Below are 22,168 nucleotides of genomic sequence, written 5' to 3' on the forward strand. Positions count from 1 at the left end.
GGCCGGGCACCCCGTGATCCTCAGTTGATGTACGGGATCGTCAAAGTGGCCTGTGTGCTGCCGTTGAAGACCAGATCGAACTTGAAGTCGGTCTTGTTGGCCGGGGCGTAGTGCGGGTCCTTGGTGTCGACCACCAGGCTCAGGCGGTGGCCCTTGGGCACGTCGTACGACATCATGTGGAAGTCCATCGGGAAGCTGATGGTCTTGCCGGGTGTGGCCCAGTGAACCGAGCGGGCGCTGTGGGTGATCAGCTTGCCGATGCCGAACTCGTCGACGTCATACAGGTAGGTGATCACCTGCGCCTGAGCCTGGGCCGGGCGCATCTGCAACTGCACCTTGGGGATGCCGCGCAGCTTCAGCGTGCTCGTCAGCTTCGGGCCGTTGTAGACCACGCCATGGGCACGGTTGACCAGGGCTGGTGCCGCGATGGGGAAGATGCCCGCGCCGCTGAGCAGCTCGCTGACCAGCGGAATGCCCGTGGTGGCCACGGTGTCGCCAGCGCTGCTGAGCCTGTCATTGATGATCAGGCCGCTGGGCGAGGTCTGCAGGGCACCGTTGATGCCCTTGGTGCAGAAGCAGTCCAGCTGGAAGCGCACGTCACCACGAGGGGCGATGTAGTAGGTCATGTTCTTGACCGTGGCATCCGGCCAGGTGGCCAGGCGTTCACGTGTCGAGCCATTGCCCACGGCCATGTCGACTTGCGGCTCGGCCATGATGCCAGTGTCCTTGCCCTTGAGCCAGTAGTCGAACCAGCGGTGTGCCTGGTCATAGATGTAGTTGTCCGTACCCAGCAGGGCACCCAGCGCTTCGGCCGTGGCATGCCAGCCCTTGTTGAGCAGGATTTTCTTGGGGCCTTGCAACTGGCTGAACATGTCCAGCGTCGAGTTGGGCGTGAACATCTCGTCCGAGTAGTTCTTGCTCAGGAAGACAGGGGCACGGCGCGCATTGATCTTGTCGATCTCGAACAAAGGCGAGCGTGGGCGGGCCCAGGCGCGGATCTCGTCGGCACGTTGTTGGGTGGTGTCCGGGTTGAGCAGGTCGGCCTGCAGCACCTTGACTTCCGGATCCAGCTTGCCGGCAATCGGGGCCACACCCACCAGCAGGTTCAGGTTGGACTTGTTGGTGGTCTCCTGGGCATAGAGTTGCTCTTCCAGGCTGGCCCATCCCGACAAGGCGGCAGCGGTCTTGATGCGGGGCTCACGGGCCAGGCCCAGCAGTGAGATGCCGGCGCCGTAGGAGATGCCGCTGATCGCGATGTTGGCCTGGTCCACCGGCACGTTGGCGCCCAGCCAGTCCACGATGTCGCTGACATCCTTGATGTCATCCGGCGAGGCCACGCTGGTGATGCCTTCGGACTTCCACCAGCCGCGCGAAGCGTATTCGATGACGATGTAGCCGTCCTTGGCCAGCTTGTAGGCCTGGCCGATGTATTCCCAGTCCGGGCAGACCCAGCTGTTGACCATGATGATGGTCGGGAACTTCTGATCCGGGCTGCTGATTTTGGGCAGGAAGACGTTGGCGGTGAGCTTGACGCCGTCGTGCGTGGTCAGCGACAGCTTGTTGACGAAGCAGGTGCCGTTGTCGGGGTTGATCTTGCCGGGGCTGGTGAGGTAGCCGGTGTAGGCCTCACCCGGTGCGACGGGTTGACAGGTGATGGCGGCCGAGGCGCTGACGGCGCACAAGGAAAGCCCCGCACCCCACAGGGCGCTCCAACGTTTGCTCATGTCTTCTCCAGATGTCTTCCACGGTGCTCTGACGGCGCCGCTGGCCCGAGGGCTGGTTGATGTGTCAAATCAGTCTATGTTTCACGACAGATGTAAGTGATTCGGATATCACCTGTTGGGGGATACCCGTTGAATGTCAAGCGCCCGTCAGTCTTCGTGGCGCAAGCGGTTTTCTTTTGGCATAACCGCTTCGGTGTAGATCTGTTTTCGGACAGGGAAGGGGTTGCATGAGACAGATCTGTCGTTGGCGGCATCCTTCGTGGCATCCTCTTGGTCTGATCAGGATCACACTGAAGGAGACCCGGTGAGCGCACAACAAGCAGACCCCATCGTCATCGTTGGTGCCACGCGCACCCCGATTGGCGCCTTTCAGGGGCAGTTCCAGTCCACAAATGCCACCACCTTGGGTGGTGTCGCCATTGCCGGCGCGCTGGCGCAAGCGGGCCTGTCTGGCAGCGCCGAGATCGGCGAAGTGCTGATGGGCTGCTGCCTGATGGCCGGCCTGGGCCAGGCGCCTGCACGGCAGGCCTCGCTGGCGGCGGGCTTGCCCAACTCGGTCGGCGCCACCACCCTGAGCAAGATGTGCGGCTCCGGCATGAAGACCGTGATGCTGGCGCATGACCAGTTGCGTGCCGGCGTGGCTGATTTCTTTGTGGCTGGCGGCATGGAATCCATGAGCAACGCACCTTATCTGCTGCCCGCCGAACGCGCCGGCCAGCGCTTGGGCCACGGCCGCACCATCGACCACATGTTCTTCGATGGCCTGCAGGATGCCTATGGCGGCGAACTGATGGGCCATTACGCCGATCAGGTGGCCGCGCAACAGGGTTACACCAGGGCGCAGCAGGATGCCTATGCCACCGATTCGGTGTTGCGCGCGCGCGCGGCCGTCGAGGCGGGCTTGTTCGCGGCCGAGATCACGCCGGTCACGCTCAAAGGGCGCGGCGAGCCGCTGGTGATCAGCCAGGATGAAACGCCCTCGAAGTGTCAGCCCGACAAGATCACCCGCCTCAAGCCCGCCTTCCGCCCCGATGGCACGGTGACCCCAGCGAGTTCGGCGTCGATTTCTGATGGCGCTGCTGCATTGGTGCTGACACGATCCAGCGTGGCGCAAGATCGCGGCCAGCAGGTGCTGGCCCGCATCGTGGCCCACAGCACCTATGCAGCCGAGCCCGGTCAGTTCGCCACGGCGCCTGTACCGGCCATCCAGCGCGTGCTGGACAAGGCTGGCTGGCAGGCAGCCGATGTGGACCTGTTCGAAGTGAACGAGGCCTTTGCCATCGTGGCCCTGCATGCGATGCGCGAACTTGGCTTGCCGCACGCCAAGGTCAACGTGGCCGGAGGCGCATGCGCGCTGGGCCATCCGATTGGTGCCACCGGTGCCCGCATCATCGTCACCTTGATCCATGCATTGCGCCGCACGGGTGGCCGCCGAGGCGTCGCCTCACTGTGTATTGGCGGCGGCGAGGCCACGGCCATGGCCATCGAGATCCCCGCCTGAAACTCCTTTTCTGTCGACCCTCTCTGAACACATCACCATGATCGAACTCGATATCGACGCCAGCGGCGCCATCGCCACCATCACGCTCAACCGCCCCCCCGCCAATGCCTGGTCGCTTGACGGCCTGCGCCAGCTCAAGGGCACGGTGGAAAAGCTCAATGCCGATCAACGCGTGCGTGCCATCATCGTGACGGGCCAGGGCCCGAAGTTCTTCAGCGCCGGCGCCGATCTCAACGTCATGGCTGACGGCGACAAGGCCGTGGCACGTGATGTGGCCCAACGTTTTGGCGAGGCCTTTGCCACGCTGCAGGAAGCCCGCGCCGTCGTGATCGCGGCCATCAATGGTTATGCCATGGGGGGGGGGCTGGAATGCGCCTTGTCGTGCGATGTGCGCATCGCTGAAAGGCACGCCCAGATGGCCTTGCCCGAGCCGTCAGTGGGCCTGTTGCCGGCTGGTTGCGGCACGCAGACCTTGCCCTGGCTGGTGGGCGAAGGCTGGGCCAAGCGCATGATCCTGACCAACGAACGCGTGGATGCAGGCACCGCACTGCGTATCGGCCTGGTGGAAGAGGTGGTGGACACCGGTGCCGCCCTGGCCAAGGCCACGGAGATGGCGCAGCGCGTGACCACGCTCAGCCCCGAAGGCGTGGCCTACAGCAAGCAGCTCATCCATGCCGCGCGCCAGGGTGTGCCACGTCACGCGGCACTGTCCATCGAGCGTGAGAAGTTTGTGGACTTGTTTGACAGCCCCAACCAGCGTGAAGGCGTCAATGCTTTCCTGGAAAAGCGCAAGCCGAACTGGACCACGAACTGATCGAGGCTGATGGAAGGACGGTTACAGGGCGTTAACACACGCCTTGTATCCTGTTACCCTGTTTCATCACACGCTGTAGGACATTTACATGAAACTCTCTCGCAAAGCCATTGCCATGACCGTGGCCATCGCCCTGAGCCACACCGCTGGGCTGCAAGTTGCGCAGGCGGCCACCATCGCCACCGATGCCGTGGCCGTGGCCTCAGCCGATGCCCAGATCGCTGCACGCCGTGCCCATGTGATGGACACGCTCAACCGTGCCGACGTGGCACAGGCCCTGATGGAAAAGGGCGTGGACATGGACGCTGCCCGCGCACGCGTGGCTTCCTTGTCTGATGCCGAAGTGACCAAACTGGCTGACCAGCTCGACAAGGCCCCCGCCGGCGCCTCCGACATCCTGGGCACCATTGTGTTCATCTTCGTGCTGCTGCTGATCACCGACATCCTGGGCTTCACGAAGGTCTTCCCCTTCACGCGCTCGATCCGCTGATTGATGCGCGGTCCATCGCGCCTGCTGGGTGCGCTGGCCCTGACGTGCAGCCTGCTCGGGCTGCACGGCTGCGCCTCCATGCAGGCTGAGCAGACGCGAGCCCTGCTGGCGCAGCCGCCTGTCGACATTCCATCGCAAGCGGTGTTGTCGGGCACACCTTTTTTCCCTCAGTCCGAATTGCAATGCGGGCCCGCCGCGCTGGCCACCGTGATGCAGTCCGCTGGTGTGCGCATCACGCCGGATGAACTCACGCGCAGCGTGTTCCTGCCAGGCCGAAAGGGCAGTCTTCAGATCGACATGTTGGCTGCGCCACGCCGTCATGGTCTGATCAGCACGCGTATTGAACCAGGCTTGCCGGCCTTGTTGCACGAGGTGGCTGCCGGGCATCCCGTTGTGGTACTGCTGAACCTCGGGCTGGCCATCTACCCGGTATGGCATTACGCGGTGGTGATCGGCTACGACCTGCCATCAGGCGATGTGCTGATGCGCTCGGGTACCACCGAGCTGCAACGCCTGCCGCTGTACACCTTCGAATACACCTGGGCACGGTCTGGCCAATGGGGTTTTGTGGTGTTGCAGCCTGACCAACTGCCTGCGGCATCCAGCGAAGTGGACGTCACCGATGGGCGCGTGACCTTCGAGCGTCTGGCCACGCCTCAGCAAGCCGTGTCAGCCTATCGCACAGCCTTGCAGCGATGGCCGCACAACCTGGTCATGAGCCTCGGCTTGGGCAATGCCCTGATGGCATCTGGCGACGCGCGTGGTGCCGCTGAAGTCCTGGCCAGCGCGGCGCGCGAACATGACGGCGCAGCTGCGTGGAACAACCTGGCTATGGCGCACCTGAAGCTGGGTGAGCGCGAGGCCGCGCTGGCGGCTGCCGAGCGCGCCGTGAAGCGTGCGCAGATTGCGGAGCCTCGGTGGTTGCCCGCAGCTCGGGCCACATTGAGCGAAGTGCGGCAAACCCTTTCAGGGAAATAACGCAGACGTGGCGGGGAACACACCCACTCTAGGGATAGCCTCCCCCTAAATTTGGAGGGGGTCCCCCCTTTCGGCGGGTTTGTTGGCGCATGGGCTTTGTCTACATTGTGTGGAGTGCCACATGTTGATAAAGGGAGCGCGGCATGGACATCGATACTCAAACCATCGCGTGGGTCGCCATGGCAGTCGGTTTCGTCGGCATTGCCTGGGCGATCTTCTGGCCAGTTGAACCACATCCGGGCGTCAACCCCATCTCCACCCACTGGGATCTGGTTCATGTGGATGACAACGGGGTCATGCAGTTCACCATGGTGCGCGTGCTCAAGATCAACCCCACCAGTCGGCGCATGACCGCCTGGTGTTCCAACAGTGGCTCCGAGCGCGTGTTCAAGCTCAGCAAGATTGTCAAAGCCACCGACGTGCGCAGCGGTGCACGCATCAATATTGCCAGGTTGATCGACAAGCCTCGCGTACTGGTTGAGCATGTGCCGTCGGCCAGCGAGGCACGCGCTACGCCAGATCAAGTGTCGAGCGACATGGATGTCGGCAGCTGGTGGAGCACCTCCCGCCTGGGTCTGCACTGAGTCGGCCCATCGCCACACAGGTGGGCACATGGGTGGACAATGGCGGATCGTCCTTGAACGGTCCTGCTCATGAACAACACTTCTGCCAACGCGCAAGCGGCTGCGGCCATCCTGGCACAGCGCCGGCTCCAAGGGCTTCAAGGCCCTTGTCTGCCTGACAGCCTCAGGCCGGCTTCATTGCAAGAAGCCATGGCCATCCAGCGCGCTGTCATGCCCTTGATGGGCGATGCCGTGGGTGGCTGGAAGTGCGGCACGCCTGGGCCCGACAAGCTGGTGGTCGCCCCGATCTATGCCAGCACCATCCACCGTCAGGCGGGCTCGGCGCCATGCCCTGTCTGGGCGAGCGAGGGCGCTGTGCGTGTGGAGCCAGAATTGGCCTTCCTCCTTGGGCGTGATTTGCCCGTGCGAGCACAACCCTATTCACCCGATGAGGTGGATGCGGCCATCGCGTCCACGCACCTGGCCCTGGAGTTGATCGACAGCCGCTACAACGATCCGGCCGTGCTGAGTTTTGCTGACAAGCTGGCTGATGGCCTGGTCAATCAAGGGCTTTTCATCGGCCCGGAGGTGGACGGCGACGCGGCCGCTCTCACGCGTGTGATGCCCATCGGCGTGCGCATTGATGAAGGCCCTGAGCAAGCTCGTGCCGGCCAGCACCCTGATCCGCTGCCCAGGCTGCCCCTTTATTGGTTGGTCGAGTACCTGCGGGAGCAGGGGGTCGGGCTGAAGGCTGGGCAGGCTGTGATCACGGGTTCGTATGCCGGCACCTTTCCGTTGCCAGTGGCGTATGACCTGTCTCTGCGGTTCGGTGATCTGGGCGCCATGTCCGTGCGTTTCAGTCCTCGCTCACGCACGGATGTTGATTATTGACTGTTCAGTCAATAATTTGATAGGATGACGCCATGAGCGGTCGTCCACGCAGTTTTGATCCCGAAGAGGTGCTGAGCAAGGCCATGATGGTCTTCTGGCGTCACGGTTACGACGCGACCGGGTTGACCCAACTGGAAGCAGCGACCGGCCTCGGGCGCCAAAGCCTTTACGCCGCATTCGGCGACAAGAGAGGCCTGTTTCTGGCTGCGGTTGATCACTATTTCAAAACTGTGATCGAACCTGGTTTTGTGGCGGTGCTGGATGCGCCAGGATCGGGCTTGTGCAATGTGCACAAGGTGATCGACAGTTGGGAGGCCGTGTCATTGGCGCCTGACTTCTCGGGTTGTCTGATCGGCAACAGTGTGGCCGAGATGGGGCGGCGCGACGAGGTCATGGCTGGCGTTTTGCAGCGCAAGTTTGAACTGATGGAGGCCGCGCTGGTTCGTGCGCTCAAGCGTGCACGTCAGGCGGGAGAAGTGCCCCCTGGCTTGCAGCCCAAGGTTGCGGCGCAGTCACTGCTGGCCTTGGCTCAAGGTTTGGCCGTCCTGGCCCGTCTGCGATCCGACCCGGCGGTGGTTCGCAGCGTGATGAGTACGGCCAGAGCATGGCTGGTTTGATCGCAAATGGCTTGCGGTCAATTTTTTTACCTTAATATTGACCGGTCGGTCAAGAATGGAGTTGAACATGTCTTCGAAACTTGCAGGCAAGGTGGCACTGGTGACGGGTGGCACGAGTGGTATTGGTCTGGCCGCAGCGCGCCTGTTCATTGAGGAGGGCGCACGCGTGGTGGTCACGGGCTCGCGTGATGACAGTGTGGCCAAGGCACGTGATGCGCTGGCTGGTGTCAGCGCGGTGCGCGTGTCAGACACCGCCCGGCAGGAGGACGTCAGCGCGCTCTTGAGCGAGATTCGCGCAGAGTTTGGTCAGGTCGATGTGGCGTTTCTCAACGCAGGCATTTTGAAGGCGGGCAGCCTGGCGCAAGGCAGCGAGGCTGATTTCGACGCTGTCATCAGCGTTGACCTGAAGGGCCCCTGGCTGACTTTGCAAGCCTTGATTCCACATCTGGCGCCGGGTGCGTCGGTGGTGGTCAATACCTCGGTGGCCAATGAAAGAGGGTGGGCAGGGCTGGGGGCCTACTCCGCAGCCAAAGCTGGTTTGCGCGCTTTGGTGCGTACAGCGACAGCGGAACTCGCGCCACTCGGGATCCGTGTCAATGCGGTGAGCCCTGGTCCAACCTGGACGCCCATCTTCGGCCGAAACGGTGCCACGCCAGAGCAGGCTGAAGCGGCTGCCCAAGGATTGATTCCGCGCATTCCACTCGGGCGTCTGGGGCAGCCGGAAGAAATTGCCAAGGCGGTCTTGTTCCTGGCGTCCGCAGATGCTTCATTTGTTGCGGGCGCGGAGTTGGTCGTCGACGGGGGGCTCAGCCAGGTGTGACCGTGGTACCGGCAACCAGCTCACGTGGCAGGCCCATCAGCCCAGGTTCATCAAGCTCGCGTTGCCGCCCGCTGCTGCGGTGTTGACCGAAATGCACTGCTCGCTCAGCAGGCGCCACACGCTGAAGCCTCCCATCTGACGCCAGCCCGGCGGCAAGGTCTGCAAGGGCAGGATGGGGCCGGGCTTTTCGCTGAGGTATTCGGCCATCTCGATCACATCGACCGATTCGGCGTGCATGAGCACGGCCTGCCACGGGGCGTCGGCCATGTCACTCACCAGATGGATACGTTCGCGCAGCTCGTCGGGCAGTTGCATCAGCAATGGCGCCAGGGAAGGGTGATCCAGCCAGACGGCCTGGGTGCCGGCTGCCAGCACGGTGGCGAACTGATAGAGCAGATCCGAATGCGCGCTGGCCAGACACAGCACGGCGCGTTTGGTCAGCAGACGGTAGCGGTTGCGCTCGCCCGTCGGCCCAGGCAGATTCATGTCCAGCCCCAGTGGGCTTGTTTGTAGCAGGTGTTGGGCGTGCAAGGACAGCGTTTGGGCGTGGGGTGTGGGCGCGGCTTCCAGCCAGTCAAGGAAGGTTTGCAGGGGAGCCAGTGCTTGCGTTGGGGCACGTCGCTTTGCCAGCGCCTTCAGGCGGGCCGCGCGCAGGCTGGTGTCAGGGCTTTGATGCAGCAGCCGATGCAGGTACAGCGGCCCACCCGCCTTGGGCCCGGTGCCCGAGAGCCCTTCGCCACCAAAGGGTTGAACGCCCACCACGGCGCCGATCATGTTGCGGTTGACGTAGATGTTGCCGATGTGCGCGCGCTCGGTGATGAAGTCGATCGTCTCGTCGATGCGGCTGTGCACGCCCATGGTCAGGCCATAGCCCAGTTCATTGAGGCGGGTCACGACTGCACCCAACTCATCTCGTTTGAAACGCAGCACGTGCAGGACGGGACCGAATACCTCCTGGATCAACTCATCCAGGCTTTGCAGTTCGATCACCGTGGGGGGGATGAAGCAACCGTGCCTGTGGTCCTGCGCGCCGGCGATGGCGGTGTCGGCTTGATAGACGTCACGGTCGCAGGCGCGCAAGGCCGCGATATGCAACTCGATGGCTTCCAGTGCATCCTGGTCGATGAGCGGGCCGACATCGGTGTCCAGCCTGTCGGTGGGCCCCAGGCGCAGTTCACGCATGGCGCCCTTGAGCATGTGCAGCACGCGCTCGGCGATGTCCTCCTGCAGGCACAACACGCGCAGCGCGGAGCAGCGCTGGCCGGCGCTGTCGAAAGCCGAGCTCAACACATCCTGCACGACCTGTTCAGGCAGGGCTGATGAGTCGACGACCATGGCGTTCTGGCCACCGGTTTCGGCCACCAGGGGCAAGGGCTGCCAACGCTCGTTCAGGCGGGAGGCCAGTTGGGCCTGCATGTGGCGTGCGACCTGTGTGGAGCCGGTGAACATCACGCCGCGAATGGCGGGGTGGGCAACCAGGGCGGCCCCGATGGTTTCGCCTTCACCCGGCAGCATCTGCAAGGCCACGCGCGGGATGCCCGCTTCATGCAGGATGCGCACGGCCTGTGCGGCGATCAAGGGCGTTTGCTCGGCGGGCTTGGCCAGCACGGTGTTGCCGGCGGCCAGTGCGGCGGCCACTTGCCCGGTGAAGATGGCCAGCGGGAAGTTCCAGGGGCTGATGCACACCACCGGCCCCAGTGGCAGGTGGTGGCCGTCGTGCAGATCCGCTCGGATTTGAGCCGCGTTGTAGCGCAGGAAGTCGATGGCTTCACGTACTTCACCGACAGCATTGGGCAGGGTTTTGCCGGCTTCGCGCACCAGCAGGCCCAGCAGCATGGGGCCGCGCTGGCACATGAGGTCGGCGGCGGTATCCAGCATGGCGGCGCGGCGTGTCACCGGTGTGTGCTGCCATTGGGCTGCAAACTGTGCCGCCGTGGCGCAGGCTTGAAGCACATCATCGACATCGGCCCATTGCACGGTGCCAACGGTGTCACGGCGGTCGGCGGGGTTGCGGATCAACTGATCCAGCGCCGACCTCGAATCCCGGATATGGGCCACGATGGGGGCGGCCTCCACATGAGGCAGCGATTCTCGGCTCAGGTCGGCATGCAACTGTGCCAGCACAAGGTCGCTGTTCAGATCGGGGCCCATGCTGTTGGGGCGTTCGGTGCCGTAGAGCGCTTCCGGCAGCGGGATGCCCGGGTGGCTGGCGCCGATCACGCCGTCGGCATCGGCGGCACGCAACACGGCCGTGCCGGGCGCTAGCACGAGAGCATCCAGATCGACGTCCTCATCGGCAACCTGGTTGACGAACGATGAGTTGGCGCCGTTTTCCAGCAGGCGCCGCACCAGGTAGGCCAGCAGGGTTTCATGCGTGCCGACAGGCGCATAGATCCGGCAGGGGCGGCCCAGACCGCCTTGTTCGACCGGGCCCATCACCATCTCATACAAGGGCTCACCCATGCCGTGCAGGCACTGGAACTCGTATTGCCCAGCCTTGAAATCTGGTCCGGCCAGCTCGACGACCGATGCCAGCGTGTGCGCGTTGTGGGTGGCGAATTGCGGATAGACCTCGGCGGGCGCCGACAGCAGCTTGCGCGCGCAGGCCAGGTAGGCCAGGTCGGTGTGGGCCTTGCGCGTGTAGACCGGGTAATCACGCTGACCTTCGATCTGGGCGCGCTTGATCTCGCTGTCCCAGTAGGCGCCTTTGACCAGTCGCACCATCAGGCGGTGTCCGCTGCGCCCTGCCAGATCGATCAGGTAGTCGATGACAAAAGGCGCGCGCTTCTGGTAGGCCTGCACCACAAAGCCGATGCCATCCCAGCCCTGCATGGCCGGCTCAAGGCACAGGCGCTCCATGAGGTCCAGCGACAACTCCAGGCGCTCCGATTCTTCGGCGTCGATGTTGAGGCCGATGTGGTAGTCGCGGGCCAGGGTGCACAGGCTCAGGAGGCGCGGGTAGAGCTCGTCCATCACCCGTGTGTATTGGGCGCGGCTGTAGCGAGGGTGCAGGGCGGAGAGTTTGATCGAGATGCCAGGCCCATCGTAGAGCGAGCGCCCCCCGGTGGTCAGCGCAATGGCATGGATCGCGTCTTCATACGCCTTCAGGTAGCGTTGCGCATCCTCTTCAGTGAGCGCGGCTTCACCGAGCATGTCGTAAGAGTGGCGAAAGCCCATGGCCTCTTGCGCACGGGCGTTGTGCAGGGCCTGCTGGATCGTCTCGCCGATGACGAACTGCTCGCCGAGCAGGCGCATGGCCACGTCCACACTCTTGCGGATCAGGGGCTCGCCGCCCTTGATGGCCACACGCTTGAGTGCGGCACGCAGGCCGGTCTCGCCATGCGTGCTGACCAGCTTGCCGGTGAGCATCAGCCCCCAGGTGGTGGCGTTGACGAACAGCGACGGGCTGTGCCCAAGGTGGGCCGTCCAGTTGCTGCCGGCGATCTTGTCGCGGATGAGGGCGTCTCGGGTGGCCAGATCGGGGATGCGCAGCAGGGCTTCGGCCAGGCACATCAGGGCAATGCCTTCTTGCGAGTTCAGTGAGAACTCCTGCATCAGCGCCTGTACCAGACCATCACGGCCACCCTGAACCTTGCGTTGACGCAGGCGGATGGAAAGGTCAAGCGCCAGCGATCGGGCGGATTCGGCCTGCTCCGGCGTCAGGGTGCCGGCCTCCAGCAGGGCTTGCACGCACGCAGGCTCATCACAGCGAGTGGCCAGGGTGATGGCCTCACGCAGAGGATGGCGCTGGGTGCGCAAAGCCAGCCCAAGCGAGTGGAAGGGGCGGAGGTTCGGCGTCATCTCCCTGCCACCTTAAGCCATGCGGCCCGTTCAGTAAAGCAGGTAAGTCGCGCGCCGCGTCATGAAGTCACGCAATCGGTCTTGCCAGCTGTGGGCAATGGCCTCTTGCGACTGCCCTGCCTTGATGCGAGCCAGGGTGTCGCGAGACCCGATCATGCCCAGGGTCTTGTCGACCTGGAAGCTCGGGTTTTGCTGGCGCAACTGGCGCGTGAGGCTCAGGCCCAGCAACTGGGCATCGAATAAATCGCGGTGGGTGATGCGAAATTGCACGCCATGGCAGAGCCGGTTCTGATACGGACCGCTGGCGGGCGTGAAGTGCACGGCGCTGATGGTCAGGCCTGGAACCTTGTCGACGCTCATGGCCTCGGCCAGTTTGTCGGCATCGACCCAAGGCGCGCCCACCCATTCGAAAGGCCTGTCGGTGCCTCGCCCCACACTGATGTTGGCGCCTTCCACCCAGGCCACGCCGGGGTAGAGCATGGCGGTGGTCGGGGTGCGCAGGTTGGGTGAGGGCGGCACCCAGTCCAGGCCTGTCTGCTCGAAGCGCATGGGGCGCTTGTAGCCTTGCATGCTGATCACCTGCAGCTTGACCTCCAGGCCGGTGCGGGTGCGGATGTCATCGTGCAGCCAGCGGGCGATCTCGCCCAAGGTCATGCCGTGTTGAACGGGCAGTTCGGCAAAGGCCGTGAAGGAGCGCAGGTCGGCATCCAGCACGGGGCCGCTCACGCGGTCTGCGATCACGGGGTTGGGCCTGTCCAGCACCACGAAGTTCAAGCCAGCCTGGGCGGCTGCCTGCATGGCTTCACCCATGGTCGAGATGTAGGTGTAGAAGCGCGCACCGGCATCCTGCATGTCGAAGACGAGGGTGTCGAGGTCCTTGAGCATGTCCGGTGTGGGGCGCAACTGTTTGCCGTACAGGCTGATCAGCGGCAGGCCCGAGACGGCATCGGTGCCCGAGGCGATCTGGCCTTCCTGGTCGCGGTTCAGGCCATGTTCCGGCGTGAAGACCTTGCGCAGCTGCAGGCCGGGTGCGGTGCTGAGGCGGTCCAGCGTGCGCCAGCCTTTGCTGTCCACCGCCGACAGGTTGGTGATGAGGCCCAGCCTTTGCCCGGTGAGCGCGCTGTAGTGCTGGCTGCGAAGGACGTCGATGCCCGTCATCACGGTCGTGTTCGCCGCGTTCATGGCGGGGAGTGCCGTGACGTTGACGCCTGGTGAGCTTGCCTGTGCAACCTGTTCCTGCAGCGCGGGCAGGCGATCTGCCAGCACCGATGCGGTCGTGACGGGATAGGTGGCAGACAACAGGGCCTGTATCTGCCGGCGCAGGGGCCGCGCATCGCCCAGCCCGCGCGGATGCACGCGGTTGCTGAGGACGATGAGGTACTGCTTGTGCAGCAGGTCGATCCACAGACCGGTGCCGGTGTAGCCGGTGTGGCCGATGAGGCCCAATGGTGGCAGTGTTTCTCTTTGCGGCGACCAGGGTGCATCCAGTGACCAGCCCAGGCCACGCCACTCGGATTGTTCTGCGGGTGACTGCCGCTGCATCATCAGGCTCAAGGTCTCGGCGCGCAGCAGAGGGTAGGCCCGTGCCGGTTGCGCCTGACGCCGATTCGGCTGCGCATCACCGGCGGCCACATGCAGCATGGCGTGCGCGAAGCGGGCCAGGTCATCGGCGGTGCCGAACAAGCCAGCGTGGCCGGCCCAGCCGCCCATGCGGTGGGCAAAGGGATCGTGCACGGTGCCGCGCATCATCGAGCCATCGCCGCGCAGTTCGGTGGGCGCGATGCGCGGGCGCATCTCGGCCGGAGGCAGGAAGCGCGTGTCCTTCATGCCCAGTGGGTGGAAGATGTGGCGTTCGGCGTAGTCGGGCAGGTTGAGCTTGCTCACGCGCTGCACCAGTTCGCCCAGCACGATGAAGTTGATGTCGCTGTACACCATGCGGGTGCCCGGCGGTGTCTGAGGCTTTTCGGCGATGACCTTGTTCAGGCCGGTCTGATAGCCCGACCACGGCGGGGTGCTGTCCAGATCGGGGCGCAGGCCGGAGGTGTGGGCCAGCAGTTGCGCCACCGTGATGTCCCTCTTGCCGTTGGCAGCAAAGGCGGGCCAGTAGCGTGCCACGGGGGCATCCAGTTTCAGGCGCCCGCGCTCCACGAGTTGCATCACGGCGGTGGTGGTGGCGACTGCTTTGGTCAGCGAGGCCAGATCGAACACCGTGTCGGTGCTCATGGCCTCACGTTCAGATTGCAAGGCACGCCAGCCATAAGCTTGCTTGAACTGCACGCCTTCTTCATTGCCAATGAGCACGACGGCACCCGGCATGGCACCGGCATCCATCTGGGCTCGCACGGCTGCGCCGATGGCCGGCCCCAACCTGTCTGACAGCGAGACAGCTTGTTGAGGTGATGCGGGTAGTGTGGCCGGCGTTTGGGTATGCGTTTGCGCGTGCACTGGCTCGTGCTCGGCGTAGAGCCCGCAGGCCGCAGTCAGCAGGCAGGCAAGCCGAAGGCGCATGGTGTGTAGGGCTGCGCGCATTCAGGGCGCGCTGGCCACGGTGGACGATGGTCTGCCAGTTGGTGCCGCGGGCTGTTTTTTCAAGTCCAGACCGGCGGTGCTGTAGTGGTTGCTGGCATTCCACAGCAACCAGCCATGCGTGTGAACGTCCTCTGATGCCTGGATCTGGGCGCGGATTTCCTTGTCGCCAAACACGCGGCGGTCAAAGGCGTAGTCCTTGAATGCCTGCAGCCAAGGCCGAAAGCGCACACCGCCCATGCCGGAGCGATCGATTGCAGCCCGAAGCGAGTGGTGCACGATTTCATAAGACGAGCCCACGGCCATCGTGTGGCCCGGGATGCCCCAGGTGAAGCCGGATGGGTAGAGCATGGGTGAGAGGTAGTCGATGCGATCGGCGAGCATTTCCAGTTGCTGGCCGATGAGGGTGTCATTGGTGTTCCAGCAGACGTAGCCAAAGATGTCGGCCGAGACATAGACGTTGTATTTGGCCAGGCGGTTGCGGGCCTTGTCCAGGAAGGCCGAGATCATGAAGGGGCGCATCTCCCAGGTGTTGGGCTGCGAGAACTGCAGGCCAGGCGTGTCGGGGAAGCGCACGTAGTCGAACTGAATCTCGTCAAATCCGAGCTTGGCGGCTTCTTCGGCCATGGCCACGGCAGGCTCCCAGGTGTCAGGGATGGACGGGTCCAGCCATGACAGGCCTTCGCGGTCCTTGAAGATGGCGCCGGATGTGGTTTTGACCGCCCATTGCGGTTTGACCTGCACCATCTTGTCGTCCTTGAAGGTAACGACACGGGCGATCAGGTAGATGCCGCGATCATGCAGATCCTTGATGAGGGCGGGCATGTCGCGCACCGTGACCACGGTCTGCTTGGGGTAGCCCAGCTTCTCCCATACCTCGCTGCGGTAGGGCACGATGCCGGCGTCGCCCTTGATGTCGATGACGAGGGTGTTGAGCTTGGTTTGCGCCATCAACTCCAGCGCATCGCCACGCAGCTTGCTGCTGCCAATGCCCCAGGCCGACAGGTACAGACCGCGTGCGTCGAACTGTCGCAGGGGCAGGACGGTCATGCCCGACGCCGCGGGTTGCAGCTTGCCGCTTTGTTGGCGATAGCCCGGCATGCGGGCGCCCACGGCTTGCCCCGCCATCGATGCTGGCAGGGTGAAGCGACCATCGTGGTCGGTGCGCACCGTCAGGTCACCACTGACCACATAAGCCAGCGGGATACCTTGTTTGGTGTCGGCGTCGATCACCATGCCGCGCAAGGTGGCCGCGACAACAGGTGGTGTAGAGGCGGCAGGCGGTGTGGCGGAGGGTGTCGCGGCTGGTGTGCTGGCCACGTTGCCCGGTTGCGCATGGGCTGGCCAGATGTGGGTCAGCGTGGCGCCTACCCCGAGGGCCGCCGCCAGGGCGATCAAGCCGCCCCAAGTCCAAACCTTTTTGCCAGCGGTGCTCATGTCAGGCTCCTGTTGAAAAAGCCAAATCGATCAACTGTCTGAGACGTTGGCCACCGAGTGCATCAACCATCAGGTGTCTTGGCAGGGCTTGCATCGGATCACTCGCTGTGCAGGCCTTGTTCTCCAGCGCCAGCGAGGCTTGATAGCCTTCCGACGCGGCCATCTCCATCAGGCCCTCATCGAACATGCCGAAGGGCCAGGCCAGGTAGGACACGGGCTTGCCCATGCGTTGTTCCAGCACCGCCTTGGACCGCTTCAACTGATTGCGAGCAAAGCGTTCGAAGTCAGCAGGAGATTGCTGCTTGCGTTCCTTGACCAGATTGGGGTGCCAGTAGGTGTGCGACTGGATGTTGTACTGGCCTGTGGCCTGCAACTGCTGCAGGTGCTCCCAGCGCATGGCATAGCTTGCGTTGGAGATGGCCGACGGGTAGATGAACAAGGTGATGGGCCATCTGGTCTGGCGAACCATGGGGTCCATCACCTCGATGACCGAGCGGTGGCCGTCGTCCACGGTGATGACCACGGCGCGAGGCGGCAGTTGCTTGAGCTTGCCTTGCCGGAAGGCCACCAGATCGGCCAGAGGGATCACGTGCGCACCTGATTCGGTGATCGCCTTGATGTGATCGGTGAAGGTGGTTTTGCGCACCGTCATGCTGTCGACGACTGTGTCGGCGAAGCGGTGATAACAAAGGATGATGGCCTGGCTGGGGCTGGCTGTGGCACGAGCCCAGTGGCTGGTCAGGCTCAGGGCGCTCAGGCCGGCGGCTTGCTGCAGCCAGGTTCGGCGGCTTTGGCGTAGGGTGTCAGGCGCAAGCAGCATCAGCGGGGTCTTTGCCGCCCTTGTGGCGTGGGCAGTTGAAACCAGTATGGCGCTTTATTTCGCCATGCAACAAGCCATTAAGTGCCTGTTTTCACCGGGATTTCAACGTGCTGCCGTCAGCGCTCGCTTGTGCACTGATGTGGGCCAGCAGGCCCGCCATCATCACGTCCAGCCCGACTTCGATGGTGGCTTCGGGGTCGCGGCCTTCCAGCAGGTTCGCGCGGTCGAGCTCCACCATGCCATGCAGAAAGGCCCACAGGGACATGGCCAGATCCTTGGGATCCCAGGCGGTGGGTAACTGGCCGGCCAGTTGCATCACGAACGCCCAGATCGCATCGTGGCTGCCAGGCTTGTCGTCATTGAGCGCGCAGTGCTGCATCTTCATGGCGTACAACTTGGGATAGCGGCGGGCAAACCGGATGTAGGCGCGTGCCATGGCGCGGATGTCGTCCGGTGGCGCCAGCCCTGAAGCCGCTTGTTCCAGATCGGCCAGCAGCAACTTGCCCCCTTCGTCGGCCATGGCGAATTCCAGATCAGCCTTGCTGGCGAAGTAGCGGTACAGCGCATTAGGGGTGACCCCAAGATTCGCCGCCAGTGTTCGCATAGATAGTTCCGCCACCCCGTGGTCTTCAATGAAGGCCATGGCGGACGCCAGGATGGTCTCTCGGCTGATCTTCTTGGGGTAGGACATGGGGCAAATGTACCTTGCTTGACGGCCGAGTCCATAAAGATGTACGCTGTACACCATGCACACATTTAAGCTCAATGGTCAGCCTGTTTCCGTGAATGTCGAAGACGACATGCCTTTGCTCTGGGTCCTGCGGGACGAGCTGGGCCACACGGGAACCAAATTCGGATGCGGCGTGGCCGCCTGCGGTGCCTGCACCGTGCACATCGACGGTGTGGCCACACGCTCCTGCGTGATGCCTGTGGCGGCCGTGTCCGGCAAAGCCGTGCAGACCATCGAGAGCCAGGGCGATCCCATCCTGAGCCGTTTGCAGGCCGCCTGGGTGAGCCATCAGGTGCCCCAGTGTGGTTATTGCCAGTCTGGCATGTTGATGGCGGCCACGGCCTTGTTGCGTGGCAACCCCCATCCAACGGACGCGGACATTGATGCTGCCATGACCAATATCTGCCGTTGCGGCACCTACCAGCGCGTGCGCGCGGCCATCCATTCGGCGGCTTCATCGTCCACCGTGCAGGAGAAGCAGGCATGAGGGTATCTGTTTCTCGCCGCCAGTTCCTGATCACGGGGGCGGCCATGTCGGGTGGCCTGTTGGTGGGTTGTGGCAAGCCTTCGGCCTCAGACCGCCTGGGCGACAAGGGCATCCTGGCTGTGGAGGGCGGCGAGGTCGCACTCAATGGCTGGGTCAAGATCGGGCCCGACGGCAAGGTGACGGTGGCCGTGCCCCGCTCGGAGATGGGGCAGGGCGTGCTGACCGCCTTGCCCATGCTGCTGGTGGAAGAACTGGACGCGCGCTGGGAAGACGTGCAGGTCGAACAGGCGCCGGTGGCGCAGATCTACGCCAACGCCACCATGATGCTCAACGTGGTGCCCTTCACCTCGGACGATGACAGCGTGATGGCACGTGTGGCCCGGGCCAGCATGCAGCGCCTGGGTTATGCCTTGTCCTTGCAGGTGACCGGTGGTTCGGCCAGCGTGCGTGATGCCTGGGAGCCCATGCGCCTTGCCGGTGCCACGGCGCGTGCCATGCTGGTTCAGGCTGCGGCCACACGCTGGTCGATCACACCGGCGCAGTGCCAGGTGGAGGCGGGCCACGTCATCAACACGAAGACCGGCGCCCGACTGGGCTTTGGCGAGCTGGCCAAAGATGCCTCTGCCCTGACGCCGCCTCAGGACGTGCGCTTCAAGGATCCGAGCCAGTACAAGCTGATCGGCAAGCCGATGGCGCGGCAGGACATTCCCGCCAAGGTCAATGGCTCGGCCGAGTTCGGCATCGACGTGAAGCGCGAGGGCATGGTCTATGCCGCCATCGCGCAGCCACCCGTGTTTGGCGCCAAGGTGGCCAGCGTGGACAGCCAGGCTGCCCTGCAGCGCAAGGGCGTGCTCAAGGTGCTGCAGATCCCGCAGGGTGTGGTGGTCGTGGCCAACAACTGGTGGCGTGCCAAGCAGGCGCTGGCCGAGGTGAAGATCAGCTATGAGGCTTCGCCCAACGACAAGGTTTCGTCGGCCGATATCCGTCAGCGCTACAAGGACGAACTGGCGGCCAAGGACGGCTTCACTTATGGCACCCAGGGCGATGCCGATGGGGCCTTCAAGCAGGCGGCCAAGGTGATCGAAGCCGATTACTGGGCGCCTTTCCTGGCCCATGCCGCGATGGAGCCGATCAATTGCGTGGCCCAGGTGAAGGACGGCCAGGTAGAGGTCTGGTGTTCCACCCAGTCGCCTTCGCTGGCGAAGTGGAAGGCCTCCCAGGTGGCCGGGGTGGACTCGGACAAGGTCAAGCTGCATGTGCCTTTCCTCGGTGGTGGTTTTGGCCGACGCCTGGAGGTCGACATGGTCGAGCAGGCCGTGGCCATTGCCAAACAGCTCGATGGCAAGCCGGTCAAGCTGGTGTGGACGCGTGAAGAGGACATGCAGCACGACATGTACCGGCCCGCGGCGCTGTCGGTGTTCCGTGCCGCCGTGGATGCCAAGGGTCGCGTGACGGCCTGGTCCAACCGCGTGGCGGCACAGTCGGTGAGCTTTGATTCGGTCAGGCGCCTGATGCCCGCTGCGGCATCGAACGCCATGCCCGACAAGAATCAGATCGAAGGCGCGTTCGACATCCCCTACGATTTCGACAGCATCTCGGTTCGCCAGATCCGGCCCGAGACCCATGTGCCGGTGGGCTCGTGGCGCAGCGTGGGCCATTCCTACAACGCCTTCTTCACCGAGAGCTTTGTGGATGAACTGGCCTGGGCCGTGAGGCAGGATCCCTACGCCTATCGCCGCAGTTTGCTGGGCAAGCATCCCCGTCATCTGGCCGTGCTCGATCTGGCCGCCAGCAAGGCAGGCTGGGGCAAGCCCTTGCCTGCCGGACGCGCGCGCGGCATCGCCCTGCATGAGTCGTTTGGCTCCATCTGCGCGGAAGTGGCCGAGGTGTCGGTGGAAGGTGGGCAAGTGAAAGTGCACCGTGTGGTGTGCGTCATCGATTGCGGCACCGTGGTCAACCCCGACACGGTGGAAGCCCAGATGCAGAGCTCGATCGTGTATGGCTTGAGTGCCGCGCTGTTTGGCGAGATCACCATTGCGAACGGACGTGTCGAGCAGACCAGCTTCCCCTCCTACGATGCGGTACACATGGCGCAGATGCCGGTGGTGGAAGCCCACGTCGTGCCCAGCACGGCCGCGCCGGGCGGCGTGGGTGAGCCCGGTACGCCGCCCATCGCACCTGCTGTGACCAATGCGATCTACGCCCTGACCAAAAATCGCATTCGCTCGCTGCCCATCAGGCTGGACCATGCATAGCAACGAGCACGAGGTCCTGCAGCAGGCGCTGAGCTGGCATGCGGCCGGGCAGCGCTGCGTGCTGGTGACAGTGTTGAGTACCTTTGGTGCCAGCCCGCGGCCACCAGGTGCCATGGCCGTGATCAGCGAGCAAGGTTTGATCACGGGCTCTGTCTCGGGCGGCTGTGTGGAAGATGATCTGGTGCACGAGGTCATGAGCGGTGCACTCTGGGGTGAGCCGCCCGCGGGCGCACCTCGCGTGTTGATGCGGGTTTATGGCTGTGATGCGGCCGAGCGCGAGCGCTATCGCCTGCCTTGTGGCAATGCACTGCGCCTGGCCATCGAACCCTTCTGGGACGTGGCACAGGCCGAGCTGGCCTTGGTCGCCATCCGTGCGCAGCAACTGGTGTGCAAGCGACTGGACTATGCGAGTGGCCGTGCCACCCTGACGCCCGCTCAAGACGTGCGTGATTTCAGTGACGACGAACTGGGCTTTACCGCCGTTCTGGGGCCACGACACCGCCTGCTGCTCATCGGTGCCACCGAGGTCAGCCGCTACCTGCTGCCGATCGCGCAGTCGCTGGGCTATGCCGTGAGCATCTGCGACCCGCGTACCGAGTACACCGGCGCGTGGCAGGAGCCTGGCGCCACGCAGCTGGCCGGCATGCCCGATGACGTGGTGATGGGGTTCGGGTGTGACGAGCGCACGGCGGTGGTCACCGTCACGCACGATCCCAAGCTGGACGATCTGGCCTTGATGGAGGCTTTGCGCACGCCCGCCTTTTATGTGGGCGCCTTGGGCTCCAGCATCACCACCGCGCGGCGCAAGGACAGGCTGCGTCAGTTCGATCTGAATGCTGAACAGGTGAGCCTGCTGCGTGGACCGGTCGGCCTGCCCATTGGCTCCCGCTCGCCTGCCGAGATAGCCGTGTCCATTGCCGCCGAGCTGATCCAGGTTCGGCGCCTGCTTGAAACAGGTGAAGACCCCTTTGAGGCCCGTCGTGCACAGCCGGACTGGATGCCGGCATCGGGCTCGCAAGCCGCTTGTGCCTTGAGCGACGAATCACGCCCACAGCCCGTGCCCACCACGCCCTCGACAGCATGAGTGTGGCGGGCTTGATCCTGGCTGCTGGACAAGGCGTTCGCTTTGGCTCGGACAAGCGCCTGGCCGTGTTGCCGGACGGGCGCACCATGCTGGAGGCCGCGCTGCAGCCCTACGCGGGTCTTTGCGAGCCCTTGCTGGTGGTGATCAGGCCCGATGATGATGGGGCGCGTGATCTCGCTCTGTCATGCGGTGCGCAGGTGGTGACCTGTGCCGATGCGGCATCGGGCATGGGTCATTCCGTGGCGCAGGGTGCTCGCGCCTTGATGAGCATGACGGGGTTGGACGGCGTGATCATCGGCCTGGCCGACATGCCCTGGGTGACGCGCGCCACCGTGCAATCACTGCAACAAGCCTTGCTGCAGACGGGGCAACCCGTCGTGCCCGTGTACCGCGGCAAACTCGGGCAACCGCGTGGCCTGCCAGTGAGCCGTTTGCCGGATCTGGCGCTGCTCAAGGGCGATCAAGGCGCACGCCACATGCTGGATTGGCAGCGCGATGCGGTGCCCGTCACTGTGGACGATGCGGGCGTGCTGTTCGATGTGGACAGACCTGAAGATTTGCGGACATCCCCCGTCGCTCCCTGATTGTTGATCCAGATCGCGCGCCAGGGCTGGCACTGCGCCCAGGTAT

General features: G+C 64.0%; 18 protein-coding genes. 12 read left to right on the forward strand and 6 right to left on the reverse strand.

The genetic code is table 11. The annotated features are described in order from the left end of the window. Positions 1 to 20: 20 nt before the first annotated feature. Positions 21 to 1,724, reverse strand: coding sequence for a CocE/NonD family hydrolase (locus HY836_RS12990; protein WP_290676572.1), 1,704 nt, complete (start codon positions 1,722 to 1,724; stop codon positions 21 to 23). A 304-nt stretch (positions 1,725 to 2,028) separates the two neighbouring features. On the opposite strand from HY836_RS12990, the gene HY836_RS12995 reads away from it, so the two are divergent. The 8 genes from HY836_RS12995 (at position 2,029) to HY836_RS13030 (ending at position 8,398) form a co-directional block, all read left to right on the forward strand. Then, the gene (locus HY836_RS12995; protein WP_290676573.1) at positions 2,029 to 3,225 is read left to right on the forward strand and encodes an acetyl-CoA C-acyltransferase; all 1,197 of its coding nucleotides are present in this window, start codon (positions 2,029 to 2,031) and stop codon (positions 3,223 to 3,225) included. A gap of 37 nt (positions 3,226 to 3,262) precedes the next feature. Next, positions 3,263 to 4,039: an enoyl-CoA hydratase gene (locus HY836_RS13000; protein ID WP_290676574.1), complete on the forward strand. Its 777-nt coding sequence runs from the start codon at positions 3,263 to 3,265 to the stop codon at positions 4,037 to 4,039. Between the two features lie 88 nt (positions 4,040 to 4,127). Beyond that, positions 4,128 to 4,529, forward strand: coding sequence for a PA2779 family protein (locus HY836_RS13005; RefSeq protein WP_290676575.1), 402 nt, complete (start codon positions 4,128 to 4,130; stop codon positions 4,527 to 4,529). 3 nt (positions 4,530 to 4,532) lie between these two features. Continuing rightward, a complete protein-coding gene (locus HY836_RS13010) occupies positions 4,533 to 5,507 on the forward strand; it encodes a PA2778 family cysteine peptidase (protein ID WP_290676576.1) in 975 nt (324 codons plus the stop codon). Positions 5,508 to 5,650: 143 nt separating this feature from the next. After that, a complete protein-coding gene (locus HY836_RS13015; protein WP_290676577.1) occupies positions 5,651 to 6,091 on the forward strand; it encodes a hypothetical protein in 441 nt (146 codons plus the stop codon). A 69-nt stretch (positions 6,092 to 6,160) separates the two neighbouring features. Next, positions 6,161 to 6,961: a hypothetical protein gene (locus tag HY836_RS13020; protein WP_290676578.1), complete on the forward strand. Its 801-nt coding sequence runs from the start codon at positions 6,161 to 6,163 to the stop codon at positions 6,959 to 6,961. Positions 6,962 to 6,993: 32 nt separating this feature from the next. Next, a complete protein-coding gene (locus HY836_RS13025) occupies positions 6,994 to 7,578 on the forward strand; it encodes a TetR/AcrR family transcriptional regulator (RefSeq protein WP_290676579.1) in 585 nt (194 codons plus the stop codon). Positions 7,579 to 7,645: 67 nt separating this feature from the next. Beyond that, on the forward strand, positions 7,646 to 8,398 hold the full coding sequence (locus tag HY836_RS13030; protein WP_290676580.1) for an SDR family oxidoreductase: 753 nt from the start codon (positions 7,646 to 7,648) through the stop codon (positions 8,396 to 8,398). 36 nt (positions 8,399 to 8,434) lie between these two features. On the opposite strand, the gene putA is transcribed toward HY836_RS13030, so the two are convergent. The 5 genes from putA to HY836_RS13055 form a co-directional block, all read right to left on the reverse strand. Beyond that, on the reverse strand, positions 8,435 to 12,199 hold the full coding sequence (gene putA / locus HY836_RS13035) for a trifunctional transcriptional regulator/proline dehydrogenase/L-glutamate gamma-semialdehyde dehydrogenase (protein ID WP_290676581.1): 3,765 nt from the start codon (positions 12,197 to 12,199) through the stop codon (positions 8,435 to 8,437). 30 nt (positions 12,200 to 12,229) lie between these two features. Beyond that, positions 12,230 to 14,707, reverse strand: a complete 2,478-nt coding sequence (locus tag HY836_RS13040; RefSeq protein ID WP_290676582.1) for a serine hydrolase — start codon at positions 14,705 to 14,707, stop codon at positions 12,230 to 12,232. A gap of 21 nt (positions 14,708 to 14,728) precedes the next feature. Beyond that, the gene (locus HY836_RS13045) at positions 14,729 to 16,162 is read right to left on the reverse strand and encodes a putative glycoside hydrolase (RefSeq protein ID WP_290676583.1); all 1,434 of its coding nucleotides are present in this window, start codon (positions 16,160 to 16,162) and stop codon (positions 14,729 to 14,731) included. Between the two features lies 1 nt (position 16,163). After that, positions 16,164 to 16,982 carry a polysaccharide deacetylase family protein gene (locus HY836_RS13050; protein ID WP_290676584.1) on the reverse strand — a complete coding sequence of 273 codons (819 nt, stop codon included), beginning with the start codon at positions 16,980 to 16,982 and terminating at the stop codon, positions 16,164 to 16,166. A gap of 91 nt (positions 16,983 to 17,073) precedes the next feature. Beyond that, positions 17,074 to 17,673, reverse strand: coding sequence for a TetR/AcrR family transcriptional regulator (locus HY836_RS13055; RefSeq protein WP_290676585.1), 600 nt, complete (start codon positions 17,671 to 17,673; stop codon positions 17,074 to 17,076). Between the two features lie 55 nt (positions 17,674 to 17,728). On the opposite strand from HY836_RS13055, the gene HY836_RS13060 reads away from it, so the two are divergent. From HY836_RS13060 to HY836_RS13075, 4 genes are read left to right on the forward strand one after another with little or no spacing between them, the layout of a single operon-like run. Continuing rightward, positions 17,729 to 18,199: a (2Fe-2S)-binding protein gene (locus HY836_RS13060; RefSeq protein ID WP_290676586.1), complete on the forward strand. Its 471-nt coding sequence runs from the start codon at positions 17,729 to 17,731 to the stop codon at positions 18,197 to 18,199. After that, positions 18,196 to 20,454: a xanthine dehydrogenase family protein molybdopterin-binding subunit gene (locus HY836_RS13065; protein ID WP_290676587.1), complete on the forward strand. Its 2,259-nt coding sequence runs from the start codon at positions 18,196 to 18,198 to the stop codon at positions 20,452 to 20,454. The genes HY836_RS13060 and HY836_RS13065 overlap by 4 nt, the downstream gene beginning before the upstream one ends. Then, positions 20,447 to 21,538, forward strand: coding sequence for an XdhC family protein (locus HY836_RS13070; RefSeq protein WP_290676588.1), 1,092 nt, complete (start codon positions 20,447 to 20,449; stop codon positions 21,536 to 21,538). The genes HY836_RS13065 and HY836_RS13070 overlap by 8 nt, the downstream gene beginning before the upstream one ends. Next, on the forward strand, positions 21,535 to 22,122 hold the full coding sequence (locus tag HY836_RS13075) for a nucleotidyltransferase family protein (RefSeq protein WP_290676589.1): 588 nt from the start codon (positions 21,535 to 21,537) through the stop codon (positions 22,120 to 22,122). The genes HY836_RS13070 and HY836_RS13075 overlap by 4 nt, the downstream gene beginning before the upstream one ends. Positions 22,123 to 22,168 lie beyond the last annotated feature (46 nt).

The sequence above is a fragment of the Aquabacterium sp. genome (assembly GCF_016234775.1).
GTDB lineage: Bacteria > Pseudomonadota > Gammaproteobacteria > Burkholderiales > Burkholderiaceae_C > Aquabacterium.